This window comes from Archangium gephyra, from assembly GCF_042230915.1.
GTDB lineage: Bacteria > Myxococcota > Myxococcia > Myxococcales > Myxococcaceae > Archangium > Archangium gephyra_B.
In genome coordinates this window covers 1689260-1707175 of sequence record NZ_CP102578.1, presented here as the reverse complement: position 1 = coordinate 1707175, position 17916 = coordinate 1689260, and the positions used below count along the sequence as shown (strand labels likewise).

Below are 17916 nucleotides of genomic sequence, written 5' to 3'. Positions count from 1 at the left end.
CCCATGCCCCTCCCGCTCCAGAAGAAGGTCGTGCTGGGCCTCCAGCACACCATCGCCATGTTCGGCGCCACCGTGCTGGTGCCGCTGCTCACCGGCCTCAATCCGAGCGTCGCCCTCTTCGGCGCCGGGCTCGCCACCCTCCTCTTCCACGTGCTCACCGGGCTGGGTGTACCCATCTTCCTGGGCAGCAGCTTCGCCTTCATCGCCCCCATCATCGCCGTGCTCAAGGCCGAGGGTCCCGCCGCCGTGGGCGGTGGGCTCGTCGCCGCTGGCGCCATGTACCTCGTCTTCTCCGCCCTGGTGAAGGCCGTGGGCATCCGGCGCGTCCAGCAGGTGTTCCCCCCCATCGTCACCGGCCCCGTCATCATCGTCATCGGGCTCAGCCTCGCCGGTGTCGCCGTCAACCAGGCGCAGAGTCACTGGGGCTTGGCGCTCGTCACGCTGCTGGCCGCCATCCTCACCAGCGTCTTCGCCCGCGGCCTCTTCAAGATGATTCCCATCCTCATCGCCGTCATCTCGGGCTACGTCGCCGCGCTGGTGCTCGGCGCCGTGGAGCCCGCGCGGCTCGACGCCATCCGCGACGCCGCCTGGGTGGGCCTGCCTCCCTTCCACGGCCCCACGTTCTCGTGGAGCGCCATCTTCGTGCTCGCCCCGGTGGCGCTCGTCACCTTCATCGAGCACATTGGCGACGTCATCGTGAACGGCCGCGTGGTGGGCAAGAACTTCCTCGAGCGCCCGGGCCTGCCGCGCACCCTCTTCGCCGACGGCATCGCCAACATGGCCTCCGCGGTGCTCGGGGGCCCGGCCGCCACCACCTACGCGGAGAACACCGGCGTGCTCGCCGTCACCCGCGTCTACGATCCCGCCGTCCTGCGCATCGCCGCCGGCTTCGCCATGCTCTTCGGCCTGTCGCCCAAGCTGGCCGCCGTCTTCCAGAGCCTCCCGCCCGGCGTGCTCGGCGGCGTGAGCATCCTGCTCTTCGGGATGATTGCTTCCGTGGGCATCCGCACCCTCTCCGAGGCGCGCATCGACTTCGCCCACAGCCGCAACCTCATCGTCGTCAGCCTCATCCTCGTGCTGGGCCTGGGCGGCGCGAAGATTCCGGTGGCCTTCGGCGGCGTGCACATCGAGCTGCACGGCATGGCGCTCGCCGCGCTCGTCGGCATCCTCGCCAATGCGCTGCTGCCGGCCTCGCTCGACCGCGAGGAGCTGGATGCCCACCCCGCCGAGGAGCCCCCGTCCCGCTCGCATCCGTAGGACAGGGGCTCAACCCGGGAAGCGTGCCTGCCCCACCCCGAAGTGACAGGGCCGTCCCCATCCACCGTTCACAGCTCGGGTCATTCGGACGTCCATGGAGCAGGGGATGCCAACGAGAGCGATGAGCGCCCCGGAAACGCCCACCCACCTCGGGCAGGAGAACAACGATGACGTACGTGATGCAGATGTCGACGGACCAGGACATCATCAACACGCAGTTGAATGCCGCGTGGAACCCGATCACCGCGCGCTACTCGTGGCTGCAGGTGTCCGGGATGAATCTGGGCATCCCCGCTGGCGCGACGATCGTCGTCATCGCGCATGGCGACGCAAATGAGATCGGGAACGCGCAGCCGGGCACGGTGGACATCGACGCGTCGACCTTCCTGGCGCTGATCCAGGGGAACATGGCGCAGGGGGCGGTTCCCGCCGCCATCTACATCTCCACGTGTGGTCCCGGCATCCCCCAGTTCGCGGCTGCAGTCCGGATGGCGGCGCAGCAGAACCGGATCTGGGCCAATAATACCCGCATTTTCGGGCACAGCGACCCGATCTCGTGCCCCGTTCCGGCGCCCAACAGCCAAGCGTGGTTCGAGATCTTCTGAGCGGCCCGGCGTCTCCGCCGCGCAGCCACCGTGGCCGAGGAGCCCCCGTCCCGCCCGCCTCCGTAGGACAGGGGCTCAACCCGGGAAGCGTGGCACCCTCACCCCGTCCCTCTCCCGAAGGGGAGAGGGGTTATTGGGGCGTGGTGTGTCCGCGGCTCCGGCTCAGAAGTTGAGCCCGAGCCGCAGCATGCCCATGGGCCCGCTGCTGTTGGAGGCGCGCGGCATGTAGTAGCCGCCCAGCAACGACAGCTCCGCGATGCCGATGCCGTAGCCCACCATCCCGCCCGTCATCAGCTCGAACTCGCGGCCCGGGTGACGGCCCGCCTTCTCCGTCTCGAACTCGTGCTGGTAGCGCGTGTTCAGGCCCACCACCAGGTTCTCCGTCACCAGGTAGCCCACGCCCAGGTGGCCCTCCACGTCTCCCTCGGGGCTCGACAGCTCGCGGCCCACCGCGAAGTTCAGCGTGGCCAGCACGTTGCCCCAGCGCCTGCCCGCGGCCGCGAAGGCCTCCGCCTCGCCACCCGTCGACTGGAAGCCCTGCTGCTTGTAGCGCAGGCCCGCCGACGCGTTCACCCCGTGCTCGGCCTGCCGCAGGAACTGGTACTTCGCCTGCGCGCTCGGCGTGAAGCCATTCTCGCTGTTGCGCAGCTCCGCGCCCACGCGCAGCGACAGGCCCCGCACCACCACCAGCTCCACCCGCTGCGAGACGCCATAGCCCTGCGCCCCGTCACTCGACGTCGCCTGGCCCGCCGTCTCCGCGCGCACGTACGTGGGCGGCGTCGCCGCGCTCTCCGACAGCGGGAAGAAGCGATCCATGCTCGCGCGGTTCTCCTCCGTGGCGTCCGCCTGCTGCGCGAAGGCCGCGGGCGCGAGCCACAGCCCCGCGCTCACCGCGACAAGGCGCGCCGCCCCGCGAACCGGGCGCACGCTCTTGCTGGGGAAACCACGCTCCTGCCTCGTCTGCTGAGTCTTCTGGTGCATCGGTACTGCCTCCATGGGGGAGCCCTGGAGGAAGCACGCCACGTGCCAGAGGACACGAGCCCCGCTCAGGGCTTCTCGTCCTTGTCCTCGATGGCGCCGTTGCGCCGGCCCAGCTTGCGGTAGATGGTCTTCCGGTCCACCCCGAGGATGCGCGAGGCCAGGGTGCGGCTGCCGCCCACCGCCTCCAGCACGCGCTGGATGTAACGGCGCTCCATCTCCTCGAGTGAAACCAGCTCGGACACATCATCCGTCTGGGCGCGGCTCGAGGCGCGGTAGTCGCGGATGCGCTCGGGCAGGTCCTCCACGGTGAGCTGCTCGTAGGAGGTGAGGGCCACGGCGCGCTCGATGCAGTTCTGCAGCTCGCGCACGTTGCCGGGCCAGGTGTAGGCCAACAGGCGCTGGGCCGCGGCGGGACTGAGTCCCAGCACGCGCTTGCCGGTGCGCGAGGCGAAGTGCTCCACGAAGCGCTGGGCCAGCAGCAGCACGTCATTGCCGCGGGCGCGCAGCGGCGGCAGCTCCAGGCCGATGACGTTGAGCCGGTAGTACAGGTCCTCGCGGAAGCGACCCTCCTCCACGGCCAGCTCCAAATCTCGGTTGGTGGCGGCGACGATGCGCGCGTCGAAGGGCAACTCCGTGTCGCCTCCCACCGGACGCACCGTGCGCTCCTGCAGGGCCCGGAGCAGCTTGGGCTGCAGCGCCAGGGGCATCTCCCCCACCTCGTCCAGGAAGAGGGTGCCGCCGTTGGCCTTGATGAAGAGGCCGGTGCGCGCGGCCTTGGCGTCGGTGAAGGCGCCCTTCGAGTGGCCGAACAGCTCGCTCTCCAGGAGCTGCTCGGGCATGGCCGCGCAGTTGATGGCCACGAAGGGCCCCGCGTGGCGCCGGCCCCGGGCATGCAGGGCCCGGGCCGCCACCTCCTTGCCCGTGCCGCTCTCCCCGGTAATCAGCACCGAGGTGTCCGAGTCCGCCACCCGCTCGATGAGCTCGTACACCCGGCGCAGCGCCGGGCTCTCCCCCACCCAGCCGCCATGGGCGGACGCATCCCCCAGGGCCTGGCGCAGCCGGCGCACCTCCTCGCGCAGCGCCCGGTGCTGCACCGCCCGCTCCAGCACCAGCGCCAGCGCGTCCACGTCCACCGGCTTGGTGACGAAGTCGTACGCGCCCGCCCGGATGGCGGCCACCGCCGTCTCCAGCGTGCCGAACGCCGTCAGTACCACCACCGGAATGTCCGGACGGTTGAGGACGATGCGCTCGCACAGCGCCAGCCCGTCCATCCCCGGCATGCGCAGGTCCGTCAGGACGGTGTCGAAGTCCTCCGTCTCCAGCAGCGGGAAGGCCTCCTCCGCGCTGCCTCGCACCGTGGGGATGAACCCCCGGCGCCCCAGCCCCTTCTCCAACAGCGCGCGCATCTCGCGCTCGTCCTCGACCACCAGGATGCGGCCCTTCGTCGCACTCATGCCTCGGCCTCCTGAGGCCCAGCGGCCTCGGGTGGAAGGAAGATGGAGAAGCAACTCCCGCGCCCGGGCTCGCTGCTCACGGATATCCATCCCCCATGGTCCCGGATGAGCCCGTAGGAGACGGACAGCCCCAGGCCCGTCCCCTCGCCCACGTCCTTGGTGGTGAAGAAGGGCTCGAACACGCGCGGGAGCGTCTCCGGGGAGATGCCCTCCCCCTCGTCCAACACGTCCAGCCGTACCCACTCCGCCTCGGGGCCGCCCAGCTCCGCCGGAGGCAGGGCGCGCGCACGGCCCAGCTTCACCCGCAGCGTCCCCGGGCGCTTCATCGCATGGATGCCGTTGACGACCAGGTTGGTGAGCGCCTGTTGAAGCTGCCCGCCATCCACATCCAGCCGCAGCGGGCCCTCGGCCTCGCTGGCGAGGATGATGCCGCGCCGCGTCGCCATCGGGTGCAACAGCCGCAGCGTGCGCGCCACCAGCTCCGTCAAATCCTCGGGGGCCCGCTGGGGCGTGCGCCGCCGGGCGAAGTCCAGCAACTGGCGGATGATGCCCGTCATGTGCTGCACCTGCTGGGTGATGATGAGGGCGCACTCCCGCGTCTCGTCGCCCTCGGCCTCGCCCGAGGCGATCATCTTCGCCCGGCCGAGCACCACGTTGAGCGGCGTGCCCAGCTCGTGGGCCACGCCGGAGGCGAGCTTGCCCACCGTGCCCAACCGGTCCGCGTGCCGCAGGTGCTCGAGCGTGGCCAGGCGAGCCGCCGTCTCCGCCGTCACCTGCGCGCGAGCGGCCGCCAGCCCGCTGGCCATCTGGTTCATCGCATCGGCCAGGGTGGCCAGCTCGTCCTTCTGGCGCAGGTGCACCCGCGCCTCCAGGTCTCCCTCGCCAATGCGCCGCGCCAACGACACCAGCTGCTCCACGGGGCGGCCCACCAGCCGGCGGCCCATGGCCATGGCCACCAGGAGGAACGCCAGGGCGATGGCGCCCGTGGCCACCGCGGCGCTCGTCACCGTCTGGCGCAGGTGCAGCTGCTGCTCGGTGAGGGGCTCGAGAATCTCCAGGGCCCCCTGCGTCTCGCCGATGGTCAGCGGCGTATAGGAGCGCAGCACCCCCGGCTTCTGGCGCTCGTCCAACCAGGTGGTGTCCCGGCCGGCGTGTAACGCCGCCAGGTGCTCCGGGGGCAGGCTCGCCGCCGCGGGCGACTCCAGGCCCACCCAGCTCAGCCGCACCTTTTTCTGGGAGCGGTTGGCCTCCTCCAGCAGCGTCACCGCCTGCGCCTTCCCCTCCAGCGCCCAGACCCGGACGAACGAGCTGCCCAGCGTACGGCCGAGCAAACGATGATCCGTTTGCATGCTCTGTGCCGAGCGGGACATCTCCCGCTGGACCTCGTTGCTCTCCAGGCCCGCGATGACCGCGAAGGCGAGCAGGGCCAGGGCGAGGGTGATCTTCCGGGCGAGGTTCATGCGGACCTCCACACACCACGCCCGCCCTGCCCTGTCCAACCTGTCCACTGGCGCGGGGCAGAATGCCCCGTGGGGCGGAATGTCCCGTGAGGGCCCGAGGGGAGAAGGCCTGGAACCTCGACGCCGCCCGTGCCGTCTCGTGCGCACGGGACCGTCCCGGTCCATTCCCCCCGGAGAAGCCATGAAGAATGTCCGACTTGCCGCCCTGCTCGTCGCAGGAGGGCTCTGCTCGTCCACCAGCGCATCCGCCCAGGCCCCCGCGCCGGCCGAGCCCCCCCCGTCCAACACCCCGCCGCCCGCTCCGGCCCAGCCCGCCACCACGCCCGCCGCGGACGAGGGCAACTTCTTCCGCTTCTACGGCATGTTCAACGTGCGCGTCGTGGCCTCCACCAGCGCGGTGGAGTCCTTCGGCCAGCCCAACGCGGTGGCCATCACCGCCGCGGGCAACCCCGTCCTCTCCGTCGCTCCGGACAAGGCCCGCTACAGCTTCCAGGTGGCCCAGTCGCGCGTCGGCTTCTGGCTCAACGAGAAGGGGCCCCTGCGGGCGCAGCTCGAGCTGGACTTCGTGGACGTCACCAAGGCCACGCCCACGGTGGCCAGCCTGCCCCGCCTCCGCATCGCCCGGGTGGACTACTCCTTCGCGCCCGGCCACATGCTCTCCCTGGGGCAGGACTGGGATCTGCACGCCCCGCTCAACCCGCACGGCATCAACCTGGTGGGGGCGCTCTTCGAGTCGGGCAACGCCGGCTTCATGCGCCAGCAGCTCAAGTACCTCTACAGCACCCCGGAGCTGGAGCTGGGCGCGGCGGTGGGCTTCCCCTCGCCCAACAACACGGCCAAGGAGGCGGCGCTGGAGATTGGCACCCTGCCCACGCTGGCGGTGCGCGGCGCGTACAAGTTCGGCAAGAGCCGGGTGGGCGCCTCGGCCATCGCCACGCGGCTGCCCTTCAACCTGGGCGAGCCCACCGAGCGCATCAGCACCGCCTTCTCCACGGCACTCTTCTCCGAGCTCTCCCCCAGCGCGGACACCCAGGTACGGGTGGAGCTCAACTTCGGGCAGAACACCGCCAACCTGGGCCTGAACACACTGGCGCAGGGCCGGCTCTCCGATGACATGAGGGAGGTGGGCGGCTACATCTCGGCGCGCCAGGCGTTGACGAGCCAGCACGCCGTCTACGGCCTCGCGGGCTACCAGAAGGTGCTGGACGCCGCGAAGGTGCTGCCGAACTACGGCTACGGCACCCCGCCCGCCGATGGCACGCCGCCGGCCTTCAGCAGCGCCACGCTGGTGAGCAACGGGCCGGGCCTGGTGCACAACGGCACGGTGCGCCTGGGCTACGAGTTCAAGCCCACCCCGAAGCTGGCCTTCGTGATGGAGGGTTTCCTCGTGCAGTCGCGCTTCAGCCTGCTGCAGGTGGACCAGGGGCGGACCGGGCCGGTGCGCTCTGCGCTGGGCCTCGAGGCGGGCGCGGTGCTCAACTTCTGAGCCGCACGGCTTCCTCAGGAGGTGACGAGCCGGGGAGCCCGGCTCGTCAGTGCTCCGCGTCCACGACGAAGTGCTCGTTGATCTGCCGGTCGTCGGAGGCGTGCGAGACGCGGAACTCGTACCGCCCCGGCTTGTGGATGCGCACGCGCAGCGGCTGGGCGGACGGTCCGCTCGGGGCCTCGAACTGGTGCAGGCAGCGGTCGCCCTCGCAGCTCACGAGCTGCAGCGCGGGCAGGTGCTCGGCGTGGTGCTCGTGGAAGTTCATCTCGGCCGGCGTCTCCATGTGCACCACGGCCTTGCCCTCGGGGTGATCTCCGATGTTCCAGGGCAGCTCCACCCAGCCGAAGCCTTCCTTGGGAAGCTGGATGGACAGGTGCCGCGAGGGGAGGGACTCGTGCGAGATGAACTGGCTGTCATCGCCGTCGAGACGGACCGTCACCCCCAGCATGAGCACGCCGGTCAGCATCGCCCCCATCGCCACCCGGAGGCCGGGGGAGGAGCGCCACCGTGCGGGCCTCGGCGGCGGAGCGCGCCTCGGCGGCGAGGACCTGCCGGCGTCGGCCGCCTGGAGGGCCGCATGGATGCGGAACCGGGCCTGCGGAGAGGGCCGCTCGGCGCGAAAGGCCTGGAGGGAGAAGCGGGCTTCCTCCGGGAGCGGCGGCAGCTGCGTCTCATCGTCCTTGCTCATGAGCCTCCTCCTGTGCGCACCGCGCACGCCTGTTGGTCCAGCTCCGCCTGGAATGCCGTTCCCAGCTGGGCCCGGCCCCGGGAATGGCGGCTCTTCACCGTCCCCACCGGCGTCCCCAGGATGGAGGCCACTTCTTCGTAGCCCAGCTCTTCTACGTCACACAGCAACACCACCAACCGGTACTTCTCCGGCAGCGCGTGCAGACAGCGCAGCAGCAGCGCCGACTGCTCGGACTGGCACGCCTGGGACTCGGGATCCGGCTGCTCCACCCCGCCCGTGAACAGAGAACCCAGCACCGACGCCGCCCCCTCCAGCACGCTGTCCAGCAGGCCGCGGCGCCGGGCGGCCGACCGCCGGCCCTCGATGAACTGGTTGCGGACGATTCCGCACAACCAGCCGAAGAAGGAGCCATGCCCCTGGTAGCTCTCCCGGTGCAGGTACGCCCGGACCAGCGAGTCCTGAAGCAGATCCTCCGCCTCCTCCCGGTCCCGGCTGAGCGTCAGACAGAACCGGTACAGCCGGGGCATGAGGGCCTCCACTTCGGCCTCGAAACGGGCCTGCTCGTTACCGGACACGCCGCCCCTGCCTCTCCCCGCCCCCGCCGTGTCCTGCAGCCACCTGGCGACCTGTCGTCCCATGCCCCTGCTCATCAGGTGTGTTGGCCGACCCAGCCCCCCCCGCACCTCGCCTCTTCATGACTTCCTCCCTCCAGACGGAATGAACCGTCCAGTGGTTCCGGCTCATCTCAATTTCTGGTGGACCGGGCCAGAACTCCCCGGGCGGGCCGGACATGACAGGCCAGGGGCCCGACAGATACGCGCCTCGCCTGTCCGCCCGCTCACCAGGGGAATGGCCGGAAAACAGGGAAAAAAATCCGGCCTTGGAACCGGGGCGTGGCTCGTCCCATCCACGGTGGGTCAGATGCAGGACCCCGGCGTCATGCCTTTGGCCCGCCGGCCTGCGTGTACGAGGAGAATCCAATCCCATGCAATCCCCCCCCACGTCTTCCTCCGCGCCCCCCGCCGACCAGGCGGACGCGTCTTCCTGGAAGAGCGATCTCGTCTCCGGCTTCCTCGTCTTCCTCATCGCGCTGCCCCTGTGCCTGGGCATTGCCATGGCCAGTGGCTTTCCGCCGGTGGCCGGCATCCTCACCGCGGTGGTGGGCGGCATCATGTCCTCCTGGCTGGGAAGCGCCCGGCTGACCATCAAGGGTCCCGCCGCGGGCCTCATCGTCATCGCGATCGGCGCCGTGCAGGAGTTGGGCCAGGGTGATATGCCCCTGGGCTACCGGCGGGCCCTGGCCACCATCGTGGTGGCGGCGGCGGTGCAGATCGTCTTCGCGCTGATGCGCGCCGGGGCGCTCGGGGACTTCTTCCCCTCCTCGGTGGTGCACGGAATGCTGGCGGCCATCGGCGTCATCATCTGCTCCAAGCAGCTGCACACGCTGCTGGGCGTGGCGCCCAAGGCCAAGGAGCCGCTGGCGCTGCTGGGGGAGATTCCCCAGAGCCTGGGGCGGATGAACCCGGAGATCGCCCTCATCGGCGTCATCAGCCTGGTGCTGCTCTTCGGGCACATGGCGCTGTCCAAGAAGGTGGCCGTGCTCAAGCGGGTGCCTGCCCCCCTGCTGGTGCTGCTCATGGCGGTGCCGCTGGGCCTGTACTTCGATCTGGACCACGAGCACACCTTCACCTTCTCCCAGCAGGTGTACTCGGTGGGCCCCAACTTCCTGGTCAACCTGCCGGGCAACCTGCTGTCCGCCATCACCTTCCCGGACTTCTCCGTCGTCACCTCGGGGGCCTCGCTCAAGTACATCGCCATGTTCTCCCTGGTGGGCAGCATCGAGTCGCTGCTGAGCGCCAAGGCGGTGGACATGCTGGATCCGCAGAAGCGCCGCTCGGACCTGGACAAGGATCTGCTGGCCACGGGCGTGGGCAACCTCATCGCCGGCCTCATCGGCGGCCTGCCGATGATCTCCGAGATCGTCCGCAGCTCGGCCAACATCGGCTACGGGGCGAAGAGCCGGCTGTCCAACTTCTTCCACGGCCTCTTCCTGCTGCTGTTCGTCACCTTCGCGCCGATGCTCATCCACCGGATTCCGCTGGCCGCGCTGGCCGCCATGCTCATCTTCACCGGCGTGCGCCTGGCCTCGCCGAGCGAGTTCGTGAAGACGTTCCGCATCGGCGCCGAGCAGCTCGCCATCTTCAGCTTCACGCTGGTGGTGACGCTGGCGACGGATCTGCTGGTGGGCGTGGCCGCGGGCATCGTCCTGAAGCTGGTGGTGCACGTGGTCAACGGCGCGCCGCTCGGCGGCCTCTTCCGGCCCGTCATCGAGGAGCATCCGCAGGGCGAGGGCGTGCTGCTGCGCGTGCGGCACGCGGCCGTCTTCAGCAACTACCTCAAGCTCAAGAAGCAGATTGCGCGGCATGCCCACGTCAAGCACGTGGAGCTGGACTTCGAGCACGCACGCCTGGTGGACCACACCGTGATGGAGCGGCTGCACGAGCTGGAGGATGAATTCGCCCGCGCCGGGCGTCATCTCCGCATCCGCGGGCTCGAGCAGCACCGCGGCCTGTCCACGCACCCGCTCGCCGCTCGCAAGAAGCACGCCCAAAGCAACCCCATCAGCGCCTAGTCCCAACCCAGGAAGTCCCAGATGAGCCACAGCTCCCCTTCCCCGCACGGCACCCCCGTGGACCGTGGCCAGCACCTGCGTGAGGTGCTGGCCCACGCGGCCCACCTGCTGCCGGCCCAGGGCCCCATCAGCGTGTTCGTGCACCACAACACGCTGCATGCCTTCCAGCACCTGCCCTTCCACGAGGCGGTGGAGGCCGCCAGCGCCGTCTTCGGGACGGAGGGCTACTACCCGGAGGCGCGCTACCGCGAGCTGTACGGGCAGGGCCGCATCACCGATGCGGACCTGGAGGCGGCCCTGGCCGATCGCCATGCGGGCAAGCCCGTGGTGGAGCTCTCGCCCGGCGCCCTCTCCCTCCTGGAGGTGGAGCGGCTGGCGCTGCGCCATGCCATTCCGGTGGAGACGGCGGCCTCGCTGCGCTGGAAGCTGGAGGAGCAGTCCTCCTCGCGGCGGCTGCGTCCGGACGTGCCGGAGGCGGCGCGGGCCCGGCTGCTCCAGCGCTCCACCGAGGGCGTGCGCGCGTGGCTGGACCGGGTGGGCAAGGACTGGACGCTGAACGACCTCGCGGCGGCGCTGCTCGGGCCGTCGTGGAAGACGGAGGACCCGAAGGCGGTGACGCGGGAGCTGGCGGCCACCTTCGGTGGGGATGGCGGCGTGCCGTCGCTGCGCGAGCGCCTGGCCAAGGAGCCGGAGCTCTTCGCGGTGAGCGCCCTGTGGGCCGCCTGCCGCTCCCCGCTGCTCACGCCGGAGACCCCGGAAGCCCCGGCTCCGGAGGCGGTGCGCAGCCACCGCGAGTTGCTGCGGGACGTCACCGGGGAGGACGCGTCCGACCTGGTGCACCCGCACCTCATCCGCGCCTGCGCGGCCTTCCTCGACGAGGGCGTGTCGCACTGGCCCATGCCGGAGCGGGAGCGCGGGCTGTACGCCGCGTGGCGCGCGTTGAAGCTGCGGGGCAGCGGCGTGCTGCCCCACTGGCTGACGGGGCTGACGGCGGAGCTCGCCGAGGCCGAGCGCCGGGGCCTGTCCGCCCAGGACGAGGTGCTCGCCGCGCTCGCCACGCTCGGCGTGCCCGAGGCGCAGTGGGAGGAGTACGTCACCCGCGTGCTGCTCGCCCTGCCCGGCTGGGCCGGCATGGTGAGCCGCCTGGAGCAGAACCCCGCGGACCGCGCGCCGGGAGCGCCGCCGGCCGCGCTGATGGACTTCCTCGCCGTGCGCCTCACGCTGGAGCTGCATGCGCTGCGCGACGTGGCCCGGCGGCGCCTGGACTACACGGGCCCCCTCTCCGGCCTGCTGGCGCACGCCCGCACCCTGCCTCCCCGGCAGTCCTTCCAGGAGCGCCCGGAGGAGGAGGGCAGCTGGCGCTTCTTCCAGCTCGCCCAGCTCGCCGGCCTCTCCGCGCCGGAGGTGGCCGAGCTCCCGCTGTCGCGCCGCCGCACCCTGCTCACGTGGCTGGAGACCTTCGACGAGCAGGCCCGCCGCCGCGTCTGGCTGGAGGCCTATGAGCACCACTACCGCATGGACGTGCTGCACGGGCTCGAGCAGAACCGGCAGCGTCCGGAGTCGCTGCGCACGGTGCACGGCGCCCGCTTCCAGGTGTTCTTCTGCATCGACGACCGCGAGGAGGCCTTCCGCCGGCACTTCGAGGAGCTGAGCCCCGCGCACGAGACGTTCGCCGCGGCGGGCTTCTACGGCGTGGCCATGGACTACCGGGGCCTGGACGACGCGAGCCATGCCGCCCTGTGCCCCGTGGTCGTCACCCCCGCGCACGAGGTGGTGGAGCACCCGCACCCGGAGCACGAGCACCTGGCCCAGGCCCGCGCGCGGGTGCGCGCCCTGTGGGCCCGCTTCGACCATTGGCTGCACGGCGGGGCGCACTCGTTGGAGCTGGGCTGGCTGCTGACGCCGCTGGTGGGACTGCTCTCCGCGCTGCTGCTGCCGCTGCACGTCTTCTTCCCGCACCCGGTGGACCGGATGCGCCGGGCGCTCGCCAAGATGATGGTGCCCACGCCGCGCACGCGGCTGGCGAGCCTGCGCGATGAGTCGCTGCCCTCGCCCAAGGTGGGCAAGGCGCGGGGCTTCACCGTGGCCGAGAAGGCGGACCGGGTGGCCACCCTGCTGGACAACGTGGGGCTGGTGAAGGACTTCGCCCCGCTGGTGGTGCTGTTGGGGCACGGCGCGGTGAGCGTCAACAACCCGCACATGTCGGCCTATGACTGCGGCGCCTGCGGTGGGCGCCACGGCGGGGCCAACGCGCGCCTCTTCGCGGAGATGGCCAACCGGCCCGAGGTACGGGCGCGCCTGCGCGAGCGCGGCATCCACATCCCCGCCACCACCTGGTTCATTGGCGGCCTGCACAACACCACCACCGACGAGGTGGTGCTCCACGACACGGAGGAGGTGCCCCTGCCCCTGCGCGGAGAGCTGGACGAGCTCCGGCGGGCCATGGACACGACGCGGGCCCTCTCCGCGCACGAGCGCTGCCGGCGCTTCGAGTCCGCTCCGTCCCGGCTCTCGCCCCGGGCCGCGCTGCGCCACGTGGAGGAGCGCGCGGTGGACCTCAGCCAGGCCCGCCCCGAGCTCGGCCACGTCACCAATGCCTCCTGCATCGTGGGCCGCCGTGCCCTCACGCGCGGCCTCTTCCTGGACCGGCGCGCCTTCCTCAACTCGTACGACCCCAGCCACGACCCCACCGGGGCCATCCTCGAGCGCATCCTGCTGGCGGTGGGGCCGGTGGGCGCCGGCATCAACCTCGAGTACTACTTCTCGTGCGTCGACAATGACCGCTACGGCTGCGGCACCAAGCTGCCCCACAACCTCACCAGCCTGCTCGGGGTGATGGACGGGGTGGAGAGCGATCTGCGCACCGGGCTGCCCCGGCAGATGATTGAAATCCACGAGCCCATGCGCCTGCTGCTGGTGGTGGAGGCGAGCGTGGAGACGCTCTCGGCCATCTACGCGCGCCAGGCGCCCATCCGCGAGCTCGTCGGCAACGAGTGGGTGCAGCTGGTGAGCGTGGACCCGGAGACGGGCGCCATGATGCGCTTCACGCCCCAGGGCTTCCGTCCGGTGGTGCCTCCCGCGGAGCCCCTGCCGGTGGTGGCCACCTCGACCGATTGGTACCGGGGGCATCGGGACTTCCTGCCTCCGGCGTTGATCCAACTGGCGCGGCCCACGGGCCCGGCGCTCCCCCTGGGACGCGGCGCCACCCCCTCTCTTCAGGGAGATTCCATCCATGCAGCTCAGTGACGTCGTGGTGGGAGGGATCGCCACCACCGTTCCGTTCTGGCCCCTGCTCGCCTTCCTGGGGCTGGGGCTGGTGGCCTTGGCGCACCGCACGCCGAGCGAGCGGACGGTGGCGGGGTGCGTGCTGTGGTCCCTGGGGCTCTCGCTCCTGGGCTCGCTGCTGACGGCGCTCTTCATGCTCACGCACCACCAGGATGTGCTGATGGTGGACGTGGGCCCGTGGTTCTCCACGGGGACGTACACCTTCGAGGTGTCCTTCCTGGTGGACCGGCTGTCGGTGACGATGATGGTGCTCTCGAGCGCCATCAGCCTGCTCATCGGCCGCTTCTCGGTGAACTACCTGCACCGCGAGGCGGGCTTCACGCGCTTCTTCCTGCTGCTGGCGCTCTTCGCCACGGGGATGATGCTGCTGGTGGAGGCGGGCAGCATCGATCTGCTCTTCGTGGGGTGGGAGCTGGTGGGGCTCACCTCGGCGCTGCTGATCGGCTTCTTCCACGAGCGGACGACGCCGGTGCGGGCGGGGCTGAAGGCCTTCACCATCTACCGGCTGTGTGACATCGGCCTGCTGCTGGCGGTGGTGCTGCTGCACCACTACGCCGGGAGCGCGGAGTGGGTGGAGGCGCTGGGCGAGTGGGCCTGGCCGGGCCCGCCGGTGGTGATGGGCGCGGGGCCGGCGACGGTGCTGGGGCTGTGCCTGGTGCTGGCGGCCATGGGCAAGTCGGCGCAGCTGCCCTTCAGCAGCTGGCTGCCGCGGGCCATGGAGGGGCCGACGCCCTCGAGCGCGCTCTTCTACGGGGCGCTCTCGGTGCACGCGGGCCTGTACCTGCTGCTGCGGGCGGCGCCCCTGCTGGAGCGCGCGCCGGTGGTGGGCGCGGTGATGGTGGGGGTGGGCCTGCTGACGGCGCTGCACGCCACGCTGGTGTGGCGGGTGCAGACGGACGTGAAGAGCGCGCTGGCGTACGCGGTGCTCACCCAGGTGGGACTCATTTTCGCCGAGGTGGGCCTGGGCTGGTACCGGGTGGCGCTGGTGCACCTGGTGGCCCACGCGTGCCTGCGCTGCCTGCAGCTGCTGCGCGCCCCGTCCGCGCTGCGCGAGGTGCAGGCGCGGCACGCGGCCAGCCAGGGCGTGAAGCCGCCGAGCGTCGCGGTGGCCCACCACGTGCTGCCCGAGGGCCTGCGGCAGCGCTTCTACCGGCTGGCGCTCGAGCGCTTCGCGCTGGACGTGCTGCACGAGCAGTGGGCGCTGCGCCCGCTGCTGTGGATGGGGGCGTGGATCGACAAGGCGGAGCGGTTGTGGGTGGGCGTGCTGAGCGGGTGGATTCCGCGCGCGGCGGAGCCCACCGCGGTGGAGTCCCAGCACGGTGCGGCCCCGGGGCCCTCGGACGGCAAGTCGACAGGAGCGGTGTGAGATGCGAGTGAGTGTGCTTCCTCTTCTCTCGATGATGGTGCTGCTGCCGGCGCTGGGCGCGGCGGTGCTCGGGCGGGTGTACGCGCCGGAGCGCGCGCGCCGGGTGGCGGTGGCGGTGGCGTCCCTCTCGCTGGTGCTGGCGTTGGGCGTGCTGGCGCTCTTCCAGGCCGGCGCCGTGGGGGCGATGGAGTCCTGGGGCCAGGTGCCGGGGCTGCGGCTGAGCCTGGGGCTGGGGGTGACCGGGATGAGCGTGGTGGCGCTGCTGCTCACCGCGCTGCTCACCCTGGGGCTGGTGGCGGCCGGACCCCGTCAGATGCTGGACGTGGCCACCCTGCGGGCCGTGCTGCTCACCGAGAGCGCCGCGCTCGGCTTCTTCTGCGTGCAGGACCTGGGGATGATGCTCGTCTTCTGGGTGGCCATGCTGCTGCCGGCGGAGGTGCTCATCTCCCGCCGGGCCAAGGCCCAGCCGGAGGCGCGGGCGCTGCGGACCTTCCGCATCTACCTGCTGGCGGGCTCGCTGCCGCTGGTGGCGGCGGTGGTGCTGCTGGGGCTGCCGGGCTGGCAGTCCGGGGCGCAGGCGCCGCTGGCCCTGCCGGAGCTGCTCGCGCGCGGCGTGCCCGCTCCGAGGCAGACGGCCGTCCTGGCGCTGATGCTGCTGGCGGTGGCCTTCCGCATGGCGGTGGTGCCCTTCCACTCGTGGCTGCCGGTGCTGCTGGCGCGGGGGCCCTTCGGCGTGGGGATGCTGATGGTGAGCGCCCACACGGGGCTGTACCTGCTGGTGCGGGTGGCGATGCCGCTGCTGCCGGAGGCGTGGATGGCCTTCAGCCCGCTGCTCGAGGGCGTGGGCCTCTTCTGCGCCTTGTACGGGGCGGTGCTGGCGCTGGCCCAGGTGGACCTGCGCCGCACGGTGGGCTTCCTGCTGGTGAGCCAGTCGGGGCTGATGCTCGCGGGGCTCGCCGAGCGCAACACCGAGAGCCTCGCCGGCGCGCTGCTGCAGAGCGTGGCGGCGGCGCTGCCGCTCACCGGGCTGATGCTGGTGGTGCGGGCCATCGAGGTGCGCACGGGCACCGCGGACATGACGCGGCTGGGCGGCCTGGTGCGCCGCGGCCCGAGGATGGCGGCCCTCTTCTTCCTGTTGGGCATCGCCAGCCTGGGCTTCCCGGGCTCCATGAGCTTCGTGGGCGAGGACCTGCTGCTGCACGGCATCCTCGGCACCCATCCGCTGGTGGCGCTCCCGCTGCTGCTCACCACCGCCATCAACGGCATCACCTTCCTGCGGGCCTTCCAGCGCACCTTCCTCGGGACGCCGGCGCACGGCCAGGCCTCCGTGCTCGACACGGTGGAGGACCTGCTCCCGCGCGAGCGCCTCGCCGCGCTGGCCCTGTGTGCGCTGGCCTTCCTGGGAGGCCTCCTCCCCGGGCCGCTGCTGCGCCTGCGCGAGCACGAGGTGTCCTCACTGGTGGGCCCGGCGGCCAGTACGGAGCACGCCAGCGCCGGGACGCACGGTCCGGCGGTCGCGTCGCACTGAGCGGGAGCCATCCCGCTCTCAGGCGGTAGGAATGACGGGCCGGGGACCTTCGGGGTCTCCGGCCCGTTTCATTTCTGGGATTCCATTTCCGGGACGTGGGACGGGGAAAAATCCGTCACCGGCCTTTGCGACATTTTCCCGCCTTTTTCGTTTCCAGGATGAGGCCGGCCGGACGCAGCGAAGCGGCGACGGCGCTCAGCTGACTCAATCACACGCAGTCGGATTCACCTGGCGCTCCGCCCTCCGGCGGACGCATGGGCCCTCTGTTGCCTGGAGATGACGATGACGTTCAAGAAGATGCTGCTCGTGGTGTCCACCGCCCTGCTCCCCCTCCTCGCCGCCTGCGGCACGACCGATGAGGCCACGTCCATCATGGACCCCGCCACCGGCGAGCCCGTGGCGATCAACTACCCCAAGGACGCGCAGTTCGTAGACGTGGTCGAGCCGTCCGGCTCGGTGCAGGGCGCGGTCGTCAAGGTGTGCCCCATCGATGACCCGTACTGCGTGCCCGAGTGCCCCGACTTCGACCCGGACTGCGGGGAGCCGCCGGTCTGTGATCCCGTCAATGACTACGGCTGCGAGCCGTGCGACCGGACCAACCCCGCGGCGTGGTGCTACTGCGCGCCCGGGCTGATCGGCTCGTACACCACCGCCCGAGTGGGCCGTGAGCCGTACGCGTCGCTCGAGGTGAGCTCGCTGGCGGGGACCAGCTGCAACCGCCAGGTGGTGACGGGCATCGGCGCGCGCATCGTCTCGGACAGCAACTACGAGACGCTGCACGTCGAGTACCGCCAGCCCTACGCCGATGGCTCGATGGGCGCGCGCACCATCTTCCGCTCGGGCAGCAACCCCTTCGGGACGCTCGAGGCGTGGGCCTCCGTGCCGGATGGGTACGCCGTGGTGGGCGTGGCGGCCGGCCAGCAGGGCACGCATGACCTGCGCACCCTCATCGTCTACTACCGCCGCATCGAGCTGACGGCCTCGGGCGTGCGCATGACGGGCCCCATCTATCAGATCAACGCGGGCGTGAACCCCTACGGCTCCATCAACGCGTCGTACCTCTCCTCCGCCGACAACACCGTCATGGTGGGCGTGGGCTTCTCCTCGGCCGTCGAGCAGACCAAGACGATCGCCGCCTACGTCGGCACGCTCCCGTAACACCTGAAGCAACGAA

Annotated in this window: 13 protein-coding genes; 8 read left to right on the top strand and 5 right to left on the bottom strand. The window is 71.2% G+C overall.

Annotated features, from left to right (window positions below):
- Window positions 1–3 precede the first annotated feature (3 nt).
- Window positions 4–1257 carry a uracil-xanthine permease family protein gene (locus NR798_RS06815; protein ID WP_375770609.1) on the top strand — a complete coding sequence of 418 codons (1254 nt, stop codon included), beginning with the start codon at window positions 4–6 and terminating at the stop codon, window positions 1255–1257.
- Between the two features lie 167 nt (window positions 1258–1424).
- Window positions 1425–1862: a hypothetical protein gene (locus tag NR798_RS06810; protein ID WP_375770608.1), complete on the top strand. Its 438-nt coding sequence runs from the start codon at window positions 1425–1427 to the stop codon at window positions 1860–1862.
- A 162-nt stretch (window positions 1863–2024) separates the two neighbouring features.
- On the opposite strand, the gene NR798_RS06805 is transcribed toward NR798_RS06810, so the two are convergent.
- From NR798_RS06805 to NR798_RS06795, 3 genes are all read right to left on the bottom strand, one after another.
- Entirely contained in the window at window positions 2025–2843 is an 819-nt protein-coding gene (locus NR798_RS06805; protein WP_375770607.1) for a hypothetical protein, read from the bottom strand.
- Between the two features lie 65 nt (window positions 2844–2908).
- Window positions 2909–4297, bottom strand: a complete 1389-nt coding sequence (locus tag NR798_RS06800; RefSeq protein ID WP_375770606.1) for a sigma-54-dependent transcriptional regulator — start codon at window positions 4295–4297, stop codon at window positions 2909–2911.
- Complete coding sequence (locus tag NR798_RS06795) at window positions 4294–5427, bottom strand: sensor histidine kinase (protein WP_375770605.1); 1134 nt, start codon at window positions 5425–5427, stop codon at window positions 4294–4296. The genes NR798_RS06800 and NR798_RS06795 overlap by 4 nt, the downstream gene beginning before the upstream one ends.
- 511 nt (window positions 5428–5938) lie before the next feature.
- On the opposite strand from NR798_RS06795, the gene NR798_RS06790 reads away from it, so the two are divergent.
- Window positions 5939–7243 (top strand): hypothetical protein, encoded by a 1305-nt coding sequence (locus NR798_RS06790; RefSeq protein ID WP_375770604.1) that lies wholly within the window; start codon window positions 5939–5941, stop codon window positions 7241–7243.
- 46 nt (window positions 7244–7289) lie between these two features.
- Here NR798_RS06790 and NR798_RS06785 read toward each other — a convergent pair whose 3' ends face one another.
- Together NR798_RS06785 and NR798_RS06780 are read right to left on the bottom strand one after the other, a co-directional pair.
- Window positions 7290–7931 (bottom strand): hypothetical protein, encoded by a 642-nt coding sequence (locus NR798_RS06785; RefSeq protein WP_375770603.1) that lies wholly within the window; start codon window positions 7929–7931, stop codon window positions 7290–7292.
- Window positions 7928–8569: an RNA polymerase sigma factor gene (locus NR798_RS06780; protein WP_375770602.1), complete on the bottom strand. Its 642-nt coding sequence runs from the start codon at window positions 8567–8569 to the stop codon at window positions 7928–7930. The genes NR798_RS06785 and NR798_RS06780 overlap by 4 nt, the downstream gene beginning before the upstream one ends.
- Window positions 8570–8916: 347 nt before the next feature.
- Between NR798_RS06780 and NR798_RS06775 the strand changes: the two genes are divergently transcribed.
- From NR798_RS06775 to NR798_RS06755, 5 genes are all read left to right on the top strand, one after another.
- Window positions 8917–10563, top strand: coding sequence for a SulP family inorganic anion transporter (locus NR798_RS06775; protein ID WP_375770601.1), 1647 nt, complete (start codon window positions 8917–8919; stop codon window positions 10561–10563).
- 21 nt (window positions 10564–10584) lie between these two features.
- Window positions 10585–13809 carry a YbcC family protein gene (locus tag NR798_RS06770; RefSeq protein WP_375770600.1) on the top strand — a complete coding sequence of 1075 codons (3225 nt, stop codon included), beginning with the start codon at window positions 10585–10587 and terminating at the stop codon, window positions 13807–13809.
- Window positions 13796–15214 (top strand): proton-conducting transporter membrane subunit, encoded by a 1419-nt coding sequence (locus tag NR798_RS06765; RefSeq protein WP_375770599.1) that lies wholly within the window; start codon window positions 13796–13798, stop codon window positions 15212–15214. Before NR798_RS06770 ends, NR798_RS06765 begins: the two co-directional genes overlap by 14 nt.
- Before the next feature lies 1 nt (window position 15215).
- Window positions 15216–16742 (top strand): NuoM family protein, encoded by a 1527-nt coding sequence (locus tag NR798_RS06760; protein WP_375770598.1) that lies wholly within the window; start codon window positions 15216–15218, stop codon window positions 16740–16742.
- Window positions 16743–17024: 282 nt separating this feature from the next.
- The gene (locus NR798_RS06755) at window positions 17025–17900 is read left to right on the top strand and encodes a hypothetical protein (RefSeq protein WP_375770597.1); all 876 of its coding nucleotides are present in this window, start codon (window positions 17025–17027) and stop codon (window positions 17898–17900) included.
- Window positions 17901–17916 lie beyond the last annotated feature (16 nt).

Bases quoted from the DNA above. Each gene is read 5' to 3' on its own strand.
- NR798_RS06805 (WP_375770607.1), bottom strand. From the start codon at position 2,843: ATGCACCAGAAGACTCAGCAGACGAGGCAGGAGCGTGGTTTCCCCAGC.
- NR798_RS06800 (WP_375770606.1), bottom strand. From the start codon at position 4,297: ATGAGTGCGACGAAGGGCCGCATCCTGGTGGTCGAGGACGAGCGCGAG.
- NR798_RS06770 (WP_375770600.1), top strand. From the start codon at position 10,585: ATGAGCCACAGCTCCCCTTCCCCGCACGGCACCCCCGTGGACCGTGGC.
- NR798_RS06755 (WP_375770597.1), top strand. From the start codon at position 17,025: ATGACGTTCAAGAAGATGCTGCTCGTGGTGTCCACCGCCCTGCTCCCC.
- NR798_RS06785 (WP_375770603.1), bottom strand. From the start codon at position 7,931: ATGAGCAAGGACGATGAGACGCAGCTGCCGCCGCTCCCGGAGGAAGCC.
- NR798_RS06780 (WP_375770602.1), bottom strand. From the start codon at position 8,569: ATGGGACGACAGGTCGCCAGGTGGCTGCAGGACACGGCGGGGGCGGGG.
- NR798_RS06765 (WP_375770599.1), top strand. From the start codon at position 13,796: ATGCAGCTCAGTGACGTCGTGGTGGGAGGGATCGCCACCACCGTTCCG.
- NR798_RS06810 (WP_375770608.1), top strand. From the start codon at position 1,425: ATGACGTACGTGATGCAGATGTCGACGGACCAGGACATCATCAACACG.
- NR798_RS06760 (WP_375770598.1), top strand. From the start codon at position 15,216: ATGCGAGTGAGTGTGCTTCCTCTTCTCTCGATGATGGTGCTGCTGCCG.
- NR798_RS06815 (WP_375770609.1), top strand. From the start codon at position 4: ATGCCCCTCCCGCTCCAGAAGAAGGTCGTGCTGGGCCTCCAGCACACC.
- NR798_RS06775 (WP_375770601.1), top strand. From the start codon at position 8,917: ATGCAATCCCCCCCCACGTCTTCCTCCGCGCCCCCCGCCGACCAGGCG.
- NR798_RS06790 (WP_375770604.1), top strand. From the start codon at position 5,939: ATGAAGAATGTCCGACTTGCCGCCCTGCTCGTCGCAGGAGGGCTCTGC.